Source organism: Pseudomonas sp. (assembly GCF_030696055.1).
Lineage (GTDB): Bacteria > Pseudomonadota > Gammaproteobacteria > Pseudomonadales > Pseudomonadaceae > Aquipseudomonas.
On the sequence record NZ_JAUYNP010000202.1, the window covers coordinates 1 to 17,592 of the forward strand.

16 protein-coding genes are annotated in these 17,592 nt (G+C 63.3%); 5 read left to right on the forward strand and 11 right to left on the reverse strand.

Going from position 1 to position 17,592, the window contains the following annotated elements:
• The 4 genes from Q8Q83_RS11735 to Q8Q83_RS11750 form a co-directional block, all read left to right on the forward strand.
• Nucleotides 1–384: NAD-binding protein (locus Q8Q83_RS11735; RefSeq protein WP_305623911.1), on the forward strand; the 384-nt coding region annotated here is incomplete at its 5' end.
• A 229-nt stretch (nt 385–613) separates the two neighbouring features.
• Nucleotides 614–1,900: a glycerate kinase gene (locus Q8Q83_RS11740; RefSeq protein WP_305623913.1), complete on the forward strand. Its 1,287-nt coding sequence runs from the start codon at nt 614–616 to the stop codon at nt 1,898–1,900.
• Nucleotides 1,897–3,312, forward strand: coding sequence for a pyruvate kinase (gene pyk / locus Q8Q83_RS11745; RefSeq protein WP_305623914.1), 1,416 nt, complete (start codon nt 1,897–1,899; stop codon nt 3,310–3,312). The genes Q8Q83_RS11740 and pyk overlap by 4 nt, the downstream gene beginning before the upstream one ends.
• Nucleotides 3,313–3,593: 281 nt before the next feature.
• Nucleotides 3,594–4,547 (forward strand): urea transporter, encoded by a 954-nt coding sequence (locus tag Q8Q83_RS11750; RefSeq protein ID WP_305623916.1) that lies wholly within the window; start codon nt 3,594–3,596, stop codon nt 4,545–4,547.
• A gap of 16 nt (nt 4,548–4,563) precedes the next feature.
• On the opposite strand, the gene Q8Q83_RS11755 is transcribed toward Q8Q83_RS11750, so the two are convergent.
• The 9 genes from Q8Q83_RS11755 to acs form a co-directional block, all read right to left on the reverse strand.
• Nucleotides 4,564–5,307: an ABC transporter substrate-binding protein gene (locus tag Q8Q83_RS11755; protein WP_305623917.1), complete on the reverse strand. Its 744-nt coding sequence runs from the start codon at nt 5,305–5,307 to the stop codon at nt 4,564–4,566.
• Nucleotides 5,308–5,476: 169 nt separating this feature from the next.
• Nucleotides 5,477–6,004: a hypothetical protein gene (locus Q8Q83_RS11760; protein ID WP_305623919.1), complete on the reverse strand. Its 528-nt coding sequence runs from the start codon at nt 6,002–6,004 to the stop codon at nt 5,477–5,479.
• Nucleotides 6,005–6,188: 184 nt separating this feature from the next.
• On the reverse strand, nt 6,189–7,169 hold the full coding sequence (gene argR / locus Q8Q83_RS11765) for a transcriptional regulator ArgR (protein ID WP_305623921.1): 981 nt from the start codon (nt 7,167–7,169) through the stop codon (nt 6,189–6,191).
• 66 nt (nt 7,170–7,235) lie between these two features.
• Nucleotides 7,236–8,000: an ABC transporter ATP-binding protein gene (locus Q8Q83_RS11770; protein ID WP_305623922.1), complete on the reverse strand. Its 765-nt coding sequence runs from the start codon at nt 7,998–8,000 to the stop codon at nt 7,236–7,238.
• 110 nt (nt 8,001–8,110) lie between these two features.
• The gene (locus Q8Q83_RS11775; protein WP_305623924.1) at nt 8,111–9,223 is read right to left on the reverse strand and encodes a succinylglutamate desuccinylase/aspartoacylase family protein; all 1,113 of its coding nucleotides are present in this window, start codon (nt 9,221–9,223) and stop codon (nt 8,111–8,113) included.
• A gap of 10 nt (nt 9,224–9,233) precedes the next feature.
• Complete coding sequence (locus Q8Q83_RS11780) at nt 9,234–9,932, reverse strand: ABC transporter permease (protein ID WP_305623926.1); 699 nt, start codon at nt 9,930–9,932, stop codon at nt 9,234–9,236.
• A 16-nt stretch (nt 9,933–9,948) separates the two neighbouring features.
• On the reverse strand, nt 9,949–10,638 hold the full coding sequence (locus Q8Q83_RS11785; protein WP_305623928.1) for an ABC transporter permease: 690 nt from the start codon (nt 10,636–10,638) through the stop codon (nt 9,949–9,951).
• 116 nt (nt 10,639–10,754) lie between these two features.
• Nucleotides 10,755–11,534: a lysine/arginine/ornithine ABC transporter substrate-binding protein gene (locus tag Q8Q83_RS11790; RefSeq protein ID WP_305623930.1), complete on the reverse strand. Its 780-nt coding sequence runs from the start codon at nt 11,532–11,534 to the stop codon at nt 10,755–10,757.
• A gap of 766 nt (nt 11,535–12,300) precedes the next feature.
• Nucleotides 12,301–14,256, reverse strand: a complete 1,956-nt coding sequence (gene acs, locus Q8Q83_RS11795; RefSeq protein ID WP_305623932.1) for an acetate--CoA ligase — start codon at nt 14,254–14,256, stop codon at nt 12,301–12,303.
• 452 nt (nt 14,257–14,708) lie between these two features.
• On the opposite strand from acs, the gene Q8Q83_RS11800 reads away from it, so the two are divergent.
• Nucleotides 14,709–15,521, forward strand: coding sequence for an ABC transporter substrate-binding protein (locus tag Q8Q83_RS11800; protein WP_305623934.1), 813 nt, complete (start codon nt 14,709–14,711; stop codon nt 15,519–15,521).
• Between the two features lie 96 nt (nt 15,522–15,617).
• Here the strand turns inward: Q8Q83_RS11800 and Q8Q83_RS11805 are convergent, their stop codons facing one another.
• Complete coding sequence (locus Q8Q83_RS11805; protein ID WP_305623935.1) at nt 15,618–16,199, reverse strand: hypothetical protein; 582 nt, start codon at nt 16,197–16,199, stop codon at nt 15,618–15,620.
• 268 nt (nt 16,200–16,467) lie between these two features.
• Nucleotides 16,468–17,592, reverse strand: a 1,125-nt coding sequence (locus tag Q8Q83_RS11810; protein ID WP_305623937.1) for a sigma-54-dependent transcriptional regulator, incomplete at its 5' end; no start/stop codon positions are given.

The following is a 17,592-nucleotide window of genomic DNA, read 5'->3' on the forward strand; positions in this document are numbered from 1 at the left end:
GCCAAAGTCGCCAACCAGATCATCGTGGCCCTGAACATCCAGGCCGTTGCCGAAGCCCTGCTGTTCGCCGCCAAGAACGGCGCCGATCCAGCCAAGGTGCGTGAAGCCCTGATGGGTGGCTTCGCCGGCTCGAAGATCCTCGAAGTGCACGGCGAGCGCATGATCAAAGGCACCTTCGACCCAGGTTTCCGCATCAGCCTGCATCAGAAGGACCTCAACCTGGCCCTCAACGGCGCGCGTGAACTGGGCCTGAACTTGCCCAACACCGCCAACGCCCAGCAAGTGTTCAGCACCTGCGCGGCCATCGGTGGCAGCAACTGGGACCACTCGGCGCTGATCAAGGGTTTGGAGCATATGGCCAATTTCAATATCCGCGGCGAGTGAACCCGCGGTGCGCGCAGCGCACCCTACGGATCGCGATATCCCGTAGGGTGCGCCGCGCGCACCAAGCACCAAGCACCAAGCCCCCATGCCTCGGCATGGAACCCTTTCGATCTGCCCGGCAGGCGGTGTCACGGCCTGTCTGCCGGGTGGGTCGATTCTAGTGCGCAGCGCCTGCCGGGCGGACGCTGCGCACTAGAATCGAAGTTGATCCAGCCATAGAGAGATCGCCATGTCTATCGATCCGTCTTTCAATCCAACGTCTCTGCTGCGCGAGCTGTTCGCCAGCGCCATCGAAGCCGCGCACCCGCGCCAGGTGCTGGCCGATTATCTGCCAGCCGATCGCAGCGGCCGCGTCATAGTCATAGGCGCCGGCAAGGCAGCCGCGGCCATGGCCGAGGTGATCGAGAAGGAATGGCAAGGCGAGGTCTCGGGCCTGGTGGTGACTCGCTACGAACACGGCGCCAACTGCCAGAAGATCGAAGTGGTGGAAGCCGCTCACCCGGTACCGGATGATGCCGGCGAGCGCGTGGCGCGCCGCGTGCTGGAACTGGTCAGCGGCCTCAGCGAAGCCGACCGGGTGATCTTCCTCCTGTCCGGCGGCGGCTCCTCGCTGCTGGCCCTGCCCGCTGCCGGCATCAGCCTGCAAGACAAACAGGCAGTGAACAAAGCCCTGCTCAAGTCCGGCGCCTCGATCAGCGAAATGAACTGCGTGCGCAAGCACCTCTCGGCGATCAAGGGCGGCCGCCTGGCCAAGGCCAGCTGGCCGGCCAGCGTCTACACCTATGCGATTTCCGACGTACCGGGCGATGAAGCCACGGTGATCGCCTCCGGCCCGACCGTGGCCGACCCGACCACCTCGGTGGAAGCCCTGGCGATTCTCGCCCGCTACAGCATCGAGATTCCGGCCAACGTGCGCGCCTGGTTGCAGGACCCACGCTCGGAAACGGTCAAGCCTGGCGACCCTTGCCTGACGCGCAGCCACTTCCAGTTGATCGCCCGCCCGCAGCAGTCCCTGGACGCCGCCGCCGAGCGCGTACGCGAGGCCGGCCTGAGCGCGCTGATCCTCGGCGACCTGGAAGGCGAATCCCGCGAGGTGGCCAAGGTGCATGCCGGTATCGCCAAGCAGGTAGTGCTGCATGGCCAGCCGATCAAACCGCCCTGCGTGATTCTCTCCGGTGGCGAAACCACGGTGACCGTACGCGGCAATGGCCGTGGCGGGCGTAATGCCGAGTTTCTGCTGAGCCTGACCGACAGCCTCAAGGGCCTGCCCGGGGTCTACGCCCTGGCCGGTGACACCGACGGCATCGACGGCTCGGAAGACAACGCCGGCGCCCTTATGACCCCCGACAGCTACAGCAGGGCCTGCAAACTGGGGCTGAGCAGCAGCTTTGAGCTGGACAACAACAACGGCTATGGCTACTTCGCCGCCCTCGACCAACTGATAGTCACCGGGCCGACCCGTACCAATGTCAACGACTTCCGCGCCATTCTGATTCTCGAGAGCAGCCCACAATGATCCCGAATAAAAAAGTAAAGATCCTCGCCACCCTCGGCCCAGCGATCAAAACCATCGACGATATCCGCCAGCTGGTGGAAGCCGGGGTCAACCTGTTCCGCCTGAACTTCAGCCACGGTGAACACGCCGACCACGCCCAGCGCTACAACTGGGTGCGCGAAGTGGAGCAGCAACTGAAGACTCCGATCGGCATCCTCATGGACCTGCAAGGGCCGAAGCTGCGCGTGGGCCGTTTCGCCGAGGGCAAGGTCAATCTGCAACGCGGCCAGACCCTGCGCCTGGACCTGGACAGCACCCCGGGCAACGCCCAGCGGGTCAACCTGCCTCATCCGGAAATCATCGAAGCACTGCAACCGGGCATGAGCCTGCTGCTGGACGATGGCCGCCTGCGCCTGCAAGTCACCGCAAAACACAGCGACGCGATAGACACCTGCGTCATCGCCGGCGGCGAGCTGTCCGACCGCAAAGGCGTCAACGTGCCTGAGGCCGTGCTGCAACTGAGCCCGCTGACCGAGAAAGACCGCCGCGACCTGACCTTCGGCCTGGAGCTGGGCGTGGACTGGGTGGCCCTGTCGTTCGTGCAGCGTCCGGAAGACATCATCGAAGCCCGTCAATTGATCGGTGGTCGCGCCTTTCTGATGGCCAAGATCGAGAAGCCGTCGGCCGTCACCCACCTGGAAGAAATCACCCGCCTGTGCGACGCCATCATGGTCGCCCGTGGCGACCTGGGCGTGGAAGTGCCGGCGGAAAACGTGCCGCGCATCCAGAAGGACATCATCCGCACCTGCCGCCAGCTCGGTAAGCCGGTGGTGGTGGCCACCCAGATGCTCGAATCCATGCGCTTCTCCCCGGCGCCGACCCGTGCCGAAGTCACCGACGTGGCCAATGCCGTGGCCGAAGGCGCCGATGCGGTGATGCTGTCGGCGGAAACCGCCTCCGGCGACTACCCGCTGGAAGCCGTGCAGATGATGAGCAAGATCATCCGTCAGGTGGAAAACGGCCCGGACTTCCAGGCCCAGCTCGACGTCGGCCGCCCAGAGGCCGAAGCCACTGCCTCGGACGCGATCAGCTGCGCCATTCGCCGCATCACCTCGATTCTGCCGGTGGTCGCCCTGGTCAACTACACCGAGTCGGGCAGCTCCAGCCTGCGTGCCTCCCGCGAGCGGCCCAAGGCACCGATCCTCAGCCTGACCCCGAGCCTGGATACCGCACGCCGCCTGAGCGTTGCCTGGGGCGTCTACTCGGTGGTCAACGAGCGCCTGCACAAGGTCGAAGACGTCACCCGCACCGCCCTGGAAATCGCCCAGGCCGAAGGCCTGGCCAAGGCTGGCGATACCCTGGTGATCACCGCGGGGGAGCCATTCGGCCAGCCGGGCAGCACCAACAGCCTGCGTATCGAGACACTGCACTAAGGATCCGCGCTGGGTTGGGCCGTTTGCGGCCAACCCAGCCCGCGTCATCACCACTTCCACGCTGGCATTGCCAGTTTGCAGGCACCTCCCGGCTTTACCGGCAGGTGCCTCTTTTTATGGCCTGCCATCCATGGCGGCCACCCTTCTGGCCGTCGCTACGCGACGTTAAAAATGGCTCCCGGCCATTTTTTATGGCCACCCTCCATGCTGGCCAGCTTTCGGGCCGTCGCTGCGCGACGTTAAAAATTGCTCCCGGTAATTTTTTATTCAGGTTCGTCTGTATGTCGCAATTACCTCTGCCCGCCCACCTCCTGCGTGGTTTTCGCGCCCTGCTTAACGGCTTCAGCCAGATCTTTCTGCAGAGCCACCCTGGCTGTGGCTTGCTGGTATTGCTGGCGATTGCCATTGGCGCACCCGGCCTGCTCGGCGGCGCCTTGCTCGGCGGCTTGAGCAGCACCCTCACCGCGCAGCGCCGCGGCTATGCCGAGGCGGATATCGAGCTGGGTCTGTACGGCTACAACGGCATCTTGCTGGGCCTGCTGATCAGCCTGAAATTCGCCTGGTCGCCACTGCTGCCGCTGCTGATCATCGCCAGCGCGGGCTTGTCCAGCCTGCTGCTCGCGCCTTGGCTGCAACGCGTGCGCGAGCGCCATTGGCTGCCCGCCTTCACCTTCCCCTTCGTCGCCTTGAGTTGGTTATTGCTGGGCCTGGCAACGCCTTTGCAGCTGCAACTGCACAGCGGCGCAGCCAGCGCAGCCCTGCCCCTCGACTGGCTGGGCAGCCTGGCCGCCCTGGCGCGCGGCCTGGGCCAGGTGATTTTTCTCGACAGTCCCCTGGCCGGGGTGTGCCTATTGGCGGGCTTGCTGCTGGCCGACCGCCGCGACGCTTATTGGGCCTTGCTCGGCTCGGCCAGCGGCATGGCCCTGGCCTTGTACCAGGGCTGGGCGCAGCACAGCGTCCTGGCCGGCCTGTATGGCTATAACGCGGCCCTGGCGGCGATAGCCTTGAACCAGGGCCATAGGCGCCCCTGGGCCCCCTTGATCGGCATAGTGCTGGCCCTGCTCCTGCAACCCGGCTTCAATGCCCTGGGTCTGCCGGCCTTGACCATGCCCTTTATCCTCGCCTGCTGGTTGATCGGCGCCAGCCTACAACTGCTGCGTAAAGCCGCCAGGGAGTGCATGCCATTGTCAGCGCCGCACGGAAAAAGCTTGCAGGGCGACGACAACACTCCCTAGCTGTTGCCGAGGCCGCCTATTGGTTGCCTATGGCCTGTTGCACCAACTCGGCCAGCGAGCCATCCGCGCTCATGGCCTGCAGGCTCTGGTCGAAGCGCTGCAACAGCGCTTGCTGCCGGGCTTGCTTGGCAAATACCAGGTAGGTCGGATTGATGCTCAGGGCCGGTTGCAGCGCGAGCATATTGGTCAGCCGCAGCTGCTGAATGATCCGCTGCCCAGCCAACTCGATGGCGATCACCGCATCCAGGCGGCCGGAGGCCAGCTTCTTGAAATTCGCCTCATCCGAGCTGTTCTCGCTGGCCTCGATGCGGCCGCTCTTGATCGCCTCGTCGAGCGCTTCGGTATAACTCCAGCCGCGAATCACCCCGATTCGCTTGCCATACAAATCACTCACCTGGGTGAACTGGAAAGCCTGGTCTCGGCGCACATAGACGATCAGCTTCTCTTCGAAAATCGGCTGCGAGTAATCGAAAATTACCAGGCGGGGGGCGGTCTTGTAGATACCCGCTATGCCCACTTCGGCGTTCTCGGCCTTCTTCAGCGCGCGCTTCCATGGCAGCGCCTGGATGCTCACCGCAATACCGGCGTGCTTGAACACGCCCTGCACCAGCACGGGGTAAAGCCCCTTAGGCTGGCCGTCCTGCTGATACATAAAGGGCGGGTTGGCATGGTCGATGGCGATCAGGATTTCAGCCTGAGCCAAGGTAGCTGCAGCGCTCAGGGCCAGGGCAAACAGGGCGCACACAAGGGTCTTAGCCAATTAACTATCCCGCTGTCGTTCAAGAAGGGCCCAGCATAACCCTTGAGGCAGGAGTTTTGGATCAGATGGCGGCGCACGTCAGGGACGATGGCCGGCGAGCGAGAAACTCGCAGCACTCAGCCGCAGACTGGGGCCGCGACGCGGCCCAGTCTGAGGGGTGAATAGCGATTTAAGGGGTGGGCGTGGTGTCGGTATCTTCTACATCATCCACATCGTCCACATCGTCCACATCGTCCACATCATCGGCATCGTCCTCGGCGTCATGGAGTGCCTGTTGGTCCAGCGCATTCCGCAGGCCCAAGGCCGCAGCAACGGACGCCGCGGTGGTCGAGACGACGCTCATGGCCTTGGCCAGACCTGTGGTCTCCTTGGACGTGGCCGCGGCCGAGGTCGCGTTGCCCTGGCTGTCGCTGCGATTGGCCAAGCCATTGGCATTCGCTCCAGCCAAGCCCTGGGCAGCGTGGCCCGCACCCAGTCCAGCCCCCTGACCTATACCGCCACCATGGCCGCCGTCACCACCGTGACCACCGCCATGGCCACCACCATGACCACCGCCATTACCGCCTCCGTGACCGCCGCCCCCGCCCTCACGGGCCACGGCGGAATCGATAAAGGAGTCCCCGGGCGGGGTGGCCAGCGAGGCTAGCAGCAAGCTACAGGCGCAAGCCGCCAATACTTTAGTGATTGTCTTAGCCATGATTCTCTCTCCTACTCTGCGGCACGAACCGCTACTTCAGTCAGCTACCAGTTTAGGTTGGAGTTCAGCTTCGAGTCTGGGTTCTGCTTCGCAAACCGACAGCGGACAGACGGTCGGTCAATCCTCGGCAAAGGGCGCGGTGCTGCTCGGCGAGGCCCTTAGCCGGTGGCAGCCAAGCGCACTTTCAACCGCGCTCGGCCACTGAGGAGGTCAGTTCGAAGGGGCTGTTGCTGCGCCGCTGGTTGCGGTCTTCCCGCGGGGTGGCGCCGAAGAAGTTGCGGTAGGCGCTGGAGAAATGCGGCCCGGAGGAGAAGCCACAGGACAGGCCGATCTGGATGATCGACTTGCTGGTTTGCATCAAGAGTTGGCGGGCCTTGTTCAGGCGCAGCTCCAGGTAGTACTGGCTGGGCACGCGGTTGAGGTATTGCTTGAAGATGCGTTCCAGCTGACGCCGCGATACGCACACATGCTGGGCGATTTCGTCGGTGGTCAAGGGCTCTTCGATATTGGCTTCCATCAGCAATACCGCCTGGGTCAGCTTCGGATGGCTGGAGCCCAGACGGTTCTGCAGCGGAATGCGCTGGCGCTCGCCGCCCTCGCGGATGCGCTCGACCACCAGCTCCTCCGACACCGCGCCGGCCAGTTCGGCGCCGTGATCGCGGGACAGCAGCGCCAGCAACAGATCGAGCACCGCCAAACCGCCGCACGCGCTCAGGCGATCACGGTCCCAGTCGAACAGATGACTGGTGGCGATGACCTTGGGGAAGCGCTCGCTGAAATCATCCTGCCAACGCCAGTGCACCGAAGCGCGGTAACCATCGAGCAGGCCCAGCTGCGCCAAGGGATAGACCCCGGCGGCAATAGCGCCGATCACACAACCGCCGCGCACCAGCTGCTTGAGCGCGGAGGACAGTGCCGGAGCCATGGCCGCGGGGGGTTCATCGGCCAGCAGAAACAGCTTCTGACAGCCCTCCAGTTTGCCCGCCCAAGGCTCGCCCGGCAGTTGCCAGGCGCCCTCGGCCGGCGCTTCCGCCTGCAGGAACGACAACTCGTAAACCACCTCGGGATGCACACGTTGCGCGACGCGCAGCGCCTCCTCGGCCAAGGCCAGGGTCAGGGGCTTGGTCGAGGGCCAAAGCAGGAAGCCAATTCGATGGGCATTCATGAGGGCAGTTTAGGCTCTGTTGGCGATTAGGGGCATAGCACCGGTTTGCTCAGTGGCTGCCGCAGATTATTTCAGGCTACCAGAGAGGAACTGCTGCAGGCGCTCGGACTGCGGATTGACCAAGACTTCACGGGGGTTACCGCGTTCTTCCACCACGCCCTTGTGGAGGAACACCAGCTGGTTGGACACCTCGCGGGCAAAGCCCATTTCGTGGGTCACCACCACCATGGTGCGGCCTTCCTGGGCCAGGTCCTGCATGACCTTGAGCACCTCGCCGACCAGCTCGGGGTCGAGGGCCGAAGTGGGTTCGTCGAACAGCATCACCTCAGGCTCCATGGCCAGGGCCCGGGCAATCGCCACCCGCTGCTGCTCGCCACCGGACATATGCGCCGGGTAAGCGTCCTTGCGATGCGCCACGCCGACCTTGTTCAGGTAATGCTCGGCCTTTTCCAGGGCATCCTTCTTGCTCATGCCCAGCACATGCACCGGCGCTTCCATGACGTTTTCCAGGGCGCTCATATGCGACCACAGGTTGAAGTGCTGGAACACCATGGCCAGGCGCGAGCGCATGCGCTGCAACTGCTTGGGATCGGCCGCCTTGAGCGCGCCGTCCTTGCTGGCCACCAGCTTGAGCTCCTCACCGTTGAGCAGAATCTTGCCGGCGTGGGGTTGCTCGAGCATGTTGATGCATCGCAGGAAGGTACTCTTGCCCGAGCCGCTGGAGCCGATAATGCTGATCACGTCACCGGCCTTGGCGGCCAGGGACACGCCCTTGAGCACTTCGTGGCTGCCGTAGCGCTTGTGCAGATCCTGAACTTCAAGTTTGTACATGGTCTCGGTCTCTATTCGTAGGGTGCGCCACTCCAGGGGAACGACGCACCGGTCGGGCGCTGAGAGGGTGTGTCGCCCTGCGGCCGACGCACCCCGCATAATGTCCAATTTCAGTCGTTGAGCAGGCGTCCATGACGTATGGGTTGACGGCCGGCCACCTTGGCCAACCAGCGATCGGGCTGGGCGAACCGCATGCGCTCGACGGCAAACAGCACACCCGAGGTGCCGGCGCGGATCAGGCTATAGCGATCCTCCAGCGGATCCAGTACTTCGAACAGCGGCGTGCCCGCCTCCACCCAAGCGCCCACTGGTTGCAGAAAGCTGACGACCCCCGGGTGCGGCGCATACAAGAGTTCGGTGCCCTCGAAGGGCATAGCCTCGCAACAGTCTTGCGGCGCCGCCGGCCAATCGCCGGCGATCAGGCCCTGCTCGGCCAGGTAGGCGAGAATCGCCTCGGCATAGGCCCGGGCCCGTTCCGGCGCGGTATTGTCCATGCCGCCCAGCTCCACGGTGGTGGCCAGGCAGGCAGGTGTCAGGGCCGCCTCGGGGAAACGCCGGGCCAGGCGCAACCAGGGCAGCGAGCAGGACTCATCGAAGGACGAGCCACCCGAATCCTCGGCCAGCAGCACGGTGCCGGCCTCCAGGCGCGCCGCCAGCGAACGCAGCGCCGGCCATTGCTGGGGAATGCCGTAGAGGTGCAGCGCCGCCTCGAAATCGCAATGCAGGTCGAGCACCACATCGGCATCGCAGGCATGCTTGAGCAGCAAGCGCTGTAGGCCTTGCAACTCGGAACTGGGCGGCGGCAACACCTCCAGCGCCTCCTGCATCGCCGCGCGGATCAGGCGCACATTGCTCGGCTCATCGCCGCCCAGGCAACCTTCCAGCGCCGGGGCGATGGCGCTGGCCAGGTCGAAGAAATCGCGATTGAAGTTCTTCCCGCTGGCCAGCTCGTAGCGGCCCTGATGCTGGCCCTGCACCAACTGGCCCAGGCCGATGGGGTTGGCCAGCGGCACCAGTTCGATAACGCCGGTCAAGCGGCCCTGGGCCTCCAGCTCACGCAGGCGGCGCTTGAGCTCGACCGCCACACGCATGCCGGGTAACTCGTCGGCATGCATGGAGGCCTGGATATAGGCCTTGCACGGGCCGCTGCCGTAACGGAATACGCTCAGGCGCCGTTCGGTGCCGGGGCTACTCCAGGGCAGGACATGATCGATGCGCTGCATGCGTGCGTCCTCAGGCCTTGCGTGGGGCCAGGTAGGCCAGCCAGCGGCGCTCGGCCTGCTTGAACAGGCGCACCAGGATAAAGGTCAGGCACAGGTAGAAGGCGCCGGCGGTGATAAAGGCCTCGAACGGCAGGTAAAACCGCGAGCTGACCGTACGCGCCGCACCGGTGATGTCGATCAGGGTGACGATGGACGCCAGGCTGGTGGTGTGCAGCATCATGATCACTTCGTTGCTGTACTGCGGCAGTGCCCGGCGCAAGGCCGACGGCAGGAGGATGCGGCGGTACAGCTTGGCGCGCGACATGCCCATGGCCTTGGCCGCTTCGATCTCGCCATGGGGCGTGGACTTCAGGCTACCGGCGAGAATCTCGGCGCTGTAGGCGCTGGTGTTGATGGCAAAGGCCAGGCAGGCACAGAAGGTGGCGCTGGAGAAGTACGGCCAGAAGCCGCTCTCACGCACCGACTCGAACTGCGCCAGACCGTAATAGATCAGGAACAGCTGCACCAGCATCGGCGTACCGCGAATCACGTAGGTGTAGAGCCAGGCCGGGAAATTCACCAGCGGCGACTTGGACACCCGCATCAAGCCCAGGGGAATGGCCAGGGCCAAACCGGCAGCCAGGGAAATCAGCAAAATCTTCAGGGTTATCAGCACACCGCCGAAGTACAGCGGCAGGTTGTCCCAGATCACGGAGAAATCAAAAATCATCGAGGCGTTCCCCTGCTTACAGATCGGCGGCTTTGATGCCGACCGAATAACGTTTTTCCAGGAAACGCAGCGCCAGTAGAGACACGCTGGTCAGCACCAGATAGAGCGCCGCGACCGCCAAGTAGAAGGTGAACGGTTCACGGGTGGCATCGGCTGCGCTTTTCGCCTTGAACATCATGTCCTGCAGGCCCACCACCGAGATCAGCGCCGTGGCCTTGGTCAAGACCAACCAGTTATTGGTGAAACCTGGAATGGCGAAGCGAATCATCTGCGGCACCAGGATGCGGAAAAACACCTGCATGCCACTCATGCCGTACGCCGCGCCAGCTTCGGCTTGCCCCTTGGGAATGGCCATAAAGGCCCCGCGAAAGGTCTCGGACAGGTAGGCGCCGAAGATAAAGCCCATGGTGAAAACACCGGCAACAAAGGGGTTTAGATCGATGTACTCGTCATAGCCGAGCATCGGCGCCACGCGGTTCACCAGGTCCTGACCGCCGTAGAAAATCAGCAGAATCAGCACCAAATCGGGAATGCCGCGAATCACGGTGGCGTAGCCTTCACCCAGCAGCGCTAGCCACCTGATCGGCGACAAGCGAAATGCCGCGCCCAGCAGACCCAGGAAAACCGCCACCGTCATGGAGGTCAGCGCCAGATTCAGGGTGAGCCATGCACCGTCGAGAATGGTCGAGCCGTAGCCGTTCAGCATGCTCTAGTTACCTCATGCAAGCGCCAAGCGGCGCCAGGAAGTACAACGAAAAAGTGGCGCAAATTTCCAGTTACCAGCCATTTGCGCCACTTTTAGTGAAGACGATCGAGCTAAAATCAGTCGCCGTAAATATCGAAGTCGAAGTACTTGCCCTGCACTTCCTGGTATTTGCCGTTGGCGCGGATGGCGGCAATGGCGGCGCTGATCTTGTCAGCCAGTTCCTTGTCGCCCTTGCGCACGGCGATACCGGCGCCTTCACCGAAATACTCTGATTCAGAGAAAGTCGGCCCGACTAGGGCGTAACCCTTGCCGGCATCGGTCTTGAGGAAGCCGTCGTCGATATTCACGGCATCCGCCAAAGTGGCATCCAGGCGCCCGGCGGCCAGGTCGAGGAAGACCTCGTTCTGCGAGCTGTAGCGCACCACTTCCACGCCGGCCGGGGCGAAAATCTCGGAGGCGTAGCGGTCGTAGATCGAGGCGCGCTGCACGCCGACTTTCTTGCCTTTGAGATCGACCAGCGGGTCATTGATCAGGGTGCCGGCCTTCATCGCCAGCTTAGCGGGGGAGTTGTAGTATTTTTTGCTGAAATCTACGGACTTCAGACGCTCTTCGGTAATGTTCATGGAGGACAGTACGGCGTCGAACTTGCGCACTTTCAGCGCGGGGATCAGGCCGTCGAACTCCTGCTCGATCCACTGGCACTCGACCTTCATCTCGGCGCACAGGGCCTGGCCGATGTCGTAGTCGAAACCGCTGATCTTGCCTTCCGGGGTCTTGAAGGCGAACGGTGGGTACGCCGCTTCGATACCGATACGCAGAGGCTTGGCCTCGTCAGCCGTGGCCAACGGCGACAGCATGGACAGCGCCAGTGCGGCGAGAAGTGCAATCTTCTTCATCTTGTGACTCCTTCGAGTGGGAATGGCATCGGTTGGCAGTGAGTGTAGGTATGCATCCCGCCTTGCATGAATTGTAGTGAGTCGCCGAAAAGCTGCGCTGTACGCAGACCACAAGCGGCTCCGGCCGGGTGAGCGGCATTCTAGCGACAGCTCGAAAGTCGATATTTCTTCAATGCGACAACTAGTTACAAAAGGCCCGGACGGGCAAGGCAGGCATGTTGACAGCCCCCGACGAATATGCAGGGACAGAAAAGACAGTGAACCCGTAACCAAGGCAATTAGCGCGCCAGCTTCTATAAGACCCTGTATTTACAAGGCCTGCAGCGATGTTTTATTTCCACGAGAGGAAAGGCTAACACGGCAAAACAGGGCGAAACGTTTCCATGCCTCCCACCTCAGTGCGCGGGTGTTACCGCGCGGTGACAACGGAAAACCCGGATTTCAGTCCGACTCCAACCATAATGAGCGTTTAGCAAAGGCACAAAGCACAACGCCCCAGCTCGACTCATGGTCAAGCTGGGGCGTTGTTACAGGCGCACTCAGAGCCTGTTCAATGTCTCGCGAGCTAGAGCCATGCAAGGCGCTACGTTAGTAACAGCCTCCGGCTGGTCAAAACAGGCGAGGAAGCGGAGTTTACGAGCTGTAAATGAGCATGACTCGCTGCACTCGCCCTCCGGGTCGCACTAAAGCGCGTTAGCCGTAAGCGGCTTGCCGAGCCTGTTTTTAACGCAGCAGGGCCGACGCGCAGCAGACTTTGAACAGGTTCTCAGGCCGCTTGCATCCCGCGGTGAGTCTCTATCAGGTGCTGCACCACGCCAGGATCGGCCAGCGTGGAGATATCGCCGAGCGCATCGTACTCGGCGGTGGCGATCTTGCGCAGGATACGGCGCATGATCTTGCCCGAGCGGGTTTTCGGCAGGCCAGGGGCCCACTGAATCACGTCCGGTGAGGCAATCGGGCCGATTTCCTTGCGCACCCAGTTTTTCAACTCCTGGCGCAATTGCTCGGTGGGTTGTTCGCCGCCATTCAGGGTGACATACACATAGATGCCCTGCCCCTTGATGTCGTGGGGCACGCCGACCACCGCGGCCTCGGCGACCTTCGGGTGGGCGACCATGGCGCTCTCGATCTCGGCGGTGCCCATGCGGTGCCCCGACACGTTGAGCACGTCATCCACCCGACCGGTGATCCAGTAGTAACCGTCCTCGTCGCGGCGCGCGCCGTCGCCGGTGCAGTACATGCCCTTGAAGGTCTTGAAGTAGGTGTCGACGAAGCGCTCGTGGTCGCCATACAGGGTGCGCGCCTGGCCCGGCCAGGAGTCGATGATCACCAGATTACCCTCGCCCGACCCCTCGATCAGGTTGCCCAGGTTATCCACCAGGGCCGGCTGCACGCCGAAGAACGGCCGGGTCGCGGAACCCGGCTTGAGCGCCGTGGCGCCCGGCAGCGGGCTGATCAGGATGCCGCCGGTCTCGGTCTGCCACCAGGTGTCGACTATCGGGCAACGCTGCTGGCCGACGGTGTTGTAGTACCAGTTCCAGGCCTGCGGATTGATCGGCTCGCCCACCGAACCGAGCAGGCGCAGGCTGGAGCCATCGGCGCCGCGCACCGCCGCATCACCCTGGGCCATCATGGCGCGAATCGCGGTCGGCGCGGTGTAGAGGATATTGACCTTATGCTTGTCGATGATCTGCGACACCCGGGTGATATCCGGGTAGTTCGGCACGCCTTCGAACAGCAAGGTGGTCGCGCCGTTGGCCAGGGGGCCGTAGACGATATAGCTGTGGCCGGTGACCCAGCCCACATCGGCGGTGCACCAATAAACTTCGCCCGGCTGGTAGTCGAACACCCGCTCATGGGTCAGGGCCGCATACAGCAGGTAACCGGCGCTGGTGTGCTGCACGCCCTTGGGTTTGCCGGTGCTGCCTGAGGTGTAGAGGATAAACAGCGGCTCTTCGGCGCCCATTTCCTTCGGCGCACAGTGACTGGAGGCCACCGCCATCAGATCCTCGAACCAGATGTCGCGGTGCGGGTGCCACTTGATCTCGCTACCGGTGCGTTTGCACACGATGACCTTCTGGATGCTGGCGGTTTGCGGGTTGGCCAGGGCATCGTCAACATTGGCTTTCAGCGGGGTTTTCTTGCCGCCGCGCAGGCCCTCGTCGGCCGTGATCACCACCTTGGACTGGCAGTCGATAATCCGCCCCGCCAACGCTTCCGGCGAGAAGCCGCCGAATACCACAGAGTGGATGGCGCCGATGCGCGCGCAGGCCAGCATGGCCACCACCGCCTCGGGAATCATCGGCATATAGATAGTCACCACATCGCCGCGGTGCACGTCCTGGCCGCGCAGGGCGTTGGCAAACTTGCACACCTGCTCGTGCAGCTCGCGGTAGGTGATGTGCCGGTGCTCGGACGGGTCGTCGCCCTCCCAGATGATCGCGACCTGCTCGCCGCGCTCGGCCAGATGGCGGTCCAGGCAGTTGGAGGAAACGTTGAGCGTGCCATCGGCAAACCACTGGATATCGACATGGTGGTCGTCGAAAGAGGTTTGCTTGACCTTGGTAAAAGGCTTGATCCAGTCGATGCGCTTGGCCTGCTCGCGCCAGAAACCATCGGGGTTGATCACCGACTGCTGGTACAGGGCTTTATAGCTGGCCTCGTCGGTCAACGACTGGGCCGCCACCTCGGGGCGCACGGGGTACAGGGACGCAGCACTCATCAGAAATACCTCGGTGGGGAGTTGTTGTTCTATGGCGCCTTTTGTAGCCCCAACACGGCCGTTGAGCCATTCGACCATGGTCTTAACGACCCACCATGGCTGCGCCTTTTTCCCAGACGAAAAAATTGTCGGGAACAATTTTTAACGTTGCATCACGACGGCCCGAAGGGTGGGCGCCATGGATGGCAGCCCATAAAAAACTGCCTGGAACACTTTTTATCGGCGCATCGCGACGGCCCGAAGGGTGGTGGGCAGGGATGGCACGCCATAAAAAAAGGCGGTCAGCCGACCGCCAGGAAAAGCCTTTCAGGGGAGAAACGCTTGCGTCCACACCACGCAGGATCGGAGCGCCACCACTATGCTGGGCGTCATCCCTGCGCGCTATTGCACCAAGGTCGTAGGCGCTCCGTCTGGGCTAGACTGCCTCAGATAAATTCCACGGAACCTCGCCTATGCATCACCACCGCTGCGCCTGGCTTTTCGCCGTATTCCAGTGCCTGGCAGCGCTGTCATGCCTCGTCTTGCCGGCTGCGGCGCAGGAGCCGGCAGCCGTCGCCGAACCCGCCATACGGGCGGGCTATATCGAATTCCCGCCCTATTCCTATACCGATCAGCACGGCCAGGCCGCCGGCGAAATGATCGACCTGGTCAGACTGCTGGCGCAGCGTAGCGGCCATAGGGTGGAATTCACCCACTATCCAAGCTTTCGCCTGTTCAAGACCCTGGAGTCCGGCCAGGTAGAAGTCTGGGCGGCGGTGCTCAACCACCCCGTGCTGATGCCCCACATATTGCAGAGCCGCTACCGGATCGCCCGACTCAAACTCAACCTCTACTACCTGGGCCAGAACGCCCCGCAGCTACCGCAAGACTTGCGCGACAGCCGCGTACTGGTGCTGCAGGGCTTCGTCTACCCCAACTCGCCGCTAACGCCCTATATCGAGGATCCCGCCTACCACATCAGCAAGATCCAGGCGCCCACCCATGACGCGGCAGTGCAGATGCTGCACCTGCAGCGCGCCGACTATCTGCTCAATTACCAAGCGCCCATGGAGCAGCTCGCGCGCGCCACAGCGCAGCCGTCACCCGCCTCAATCACGGTGCTGGAACAGGACTTCACCTTCGCCTTCGCCAAGCGCTCGCCCCGCGCCCAGCGCCTGCGCGACGACTTCGATAGCGCCCTGCAACAGCTCAAGGACGGGGAGCAGCTGCCGGAAAGCTTCAAGGCCGTGGAGCTGCATCACCAGCCGAGCACAACCGCTAAATAGGCTGAATCACCCTCGCCTATTGCGCCGCCAGGCCCCGGATTGCGCGGCGCATCTCCCGACCAGCGGCTATCCGCCACTCCCCCTAAGCAGCACCCTCTAGGGTGTGGCAGAACCTCGATCAGCCCGCCCCTCACTCCCCACCCCGGCGACACGAGCGACGACCAGAGCAGTGCAGCAGGCCAGCGCCACCAACGCCGCAAACACCGCCAGCACATGCAGACAGGGCAATACGTGGTTCCACGGGCGGGCCACGCCCAGGAACGCGGCGAACAACCAGCCGCTGGTGGACAAAGCCCCCAGCAGCGCCAAGCGGCTGCGAGCCGGGAAAGACAAAGCCGCGAAAGCCCCCCGCTGCAACTGCGGAAAGCCGATCCTGTGCAGCAGCATGCCATTGAGGCTCAGCAACACCACGACTGCCACTTTAGCCCAGAGCTTCTGGTTCAATAGATACCGCTGCCCTTCGTCCAGATACCCCTGCAGCACCAGCAGCAAGCCACTGGCCCAGAGTGCCAGCAAGGCCAGGGTGACAATCTTCTGGGTTTCCTCGAGGTATGCCAGCTGCGTGGAGCCCAGCGGCGTCTTGCGCCATAGCCAGAGCTTGTGATCGGCCAGCAGTACACGCCCCAGGGCAATGCAAGTAGCGAGCAGATGGCCGTACACCAACAGGGTTTTGAACATCACAGGAACCTTAGACTTGCTCGAGAGCGGCATAGTGGGCGTTATTTTTGCGCGCGAATGCTAACAATTCTCACAAGACAGTACAATTGGTTTTATTTCTCATTTAAACACCAGCTGTTCCACAACAATTGCCAGCGATAAGGCCTGCAAACGCACTGCCACCCGGCCAGCGCAGGCCATCCCAGACGGTCCCCACACCAGGCCTGAGCGGGCCGCAGGCAAAAAGCCCCCGGCAACGCCGAGAGGCGCAGGCGCAGAGCGAGAGAGGCTAGGCGTCCTTGCCCAAGCCATGCTGACGCAGCTTGTTGGCGATGGTGGTGTGCGACACGCCCAGGCGCTTGCCCAGCTGGCGGCTGCTCGGATGGTCATGGAACAGACGCTCCAGCACGGCTTTTTCGAAGCGGCCGAGAATCTCATCCAGGCCGCCCTCCACCGAGAACTCGCCCAGAGGCTGCGGCGCGCCATAGTCCGGCAGGCGGATATGCTCGACCTTGACCGTGCCGCCGTCACACAGGGAGACCGCCTGGAACAGCACGTTCTCCAACTGGCGCACGTTGCCCGGCCAGTGGTAATGGCTGAGCTTGTCCAGCACCGCCGGCGCCAGCTTGGGCAGCGGGCAGCCGATCTGCCGGCTGGCCTGGTCGAGAAAGTGCTCGACCAGAGGCGTCAGGCCGTCCAGGCATTCGCGCAGCGGCGGAATATGCAGGCTCAGCACGTTGAGCCGGTGGTAGAGGTCCTGGCGGAACTCGCCCTTGGCGCACAGCTCGGACAGGTCGACCTGGGTGGCGCAGATCACCCGCACATCCAGATACACCTCCTCGTCGCTGCCGACCCGGCGGAAGCAGCCATCCTGCAGAAAGCGCAGCAGCTTGGCCTGCAGCCGCGGGCTCATCTCGCCGACGCCGTCGAGAAACAGGGTGCCGCCGGCGGTCAACTCCAGCAGGCCCAGCTTGCCTTCCGGACGCGCGCCCTCGAAAGCGCCGGGGCCGTAGCCGAACAGTTCGGTCTCGGCCATGGATTCCGGCAAGCCGGCACAGTTCAGCGCCATAAAGGGCGACTGCCCGCGCGGGCTGGCCAGGTGGCAGGCGCGGGCCAGCAGCTCCTTGCCGGTGCCAGTCTCGCCCTCGATCAACAGCGGCGCATCCAGTGGCGCCATACGCCGCGCCTCCCTGACCACCGCCGCCATCACCTTGGAACTCTGGAAGATGCTGTCGAAGCCGCGCAGCTCCTGCTTGCGTACGTTGTAGATGCGCTCGCCGACCCGATCGGCGCGGTGCAGGGTCAGCACCGCGCCGGCCAGCGCCTCGCTCTCGTCGTGCTCGGTCTGCAGCGGGGCGATATCGGCGAGAAACACGTCGCCCTTGACCTTGACCCGCAGGCCATTGATCCGCGA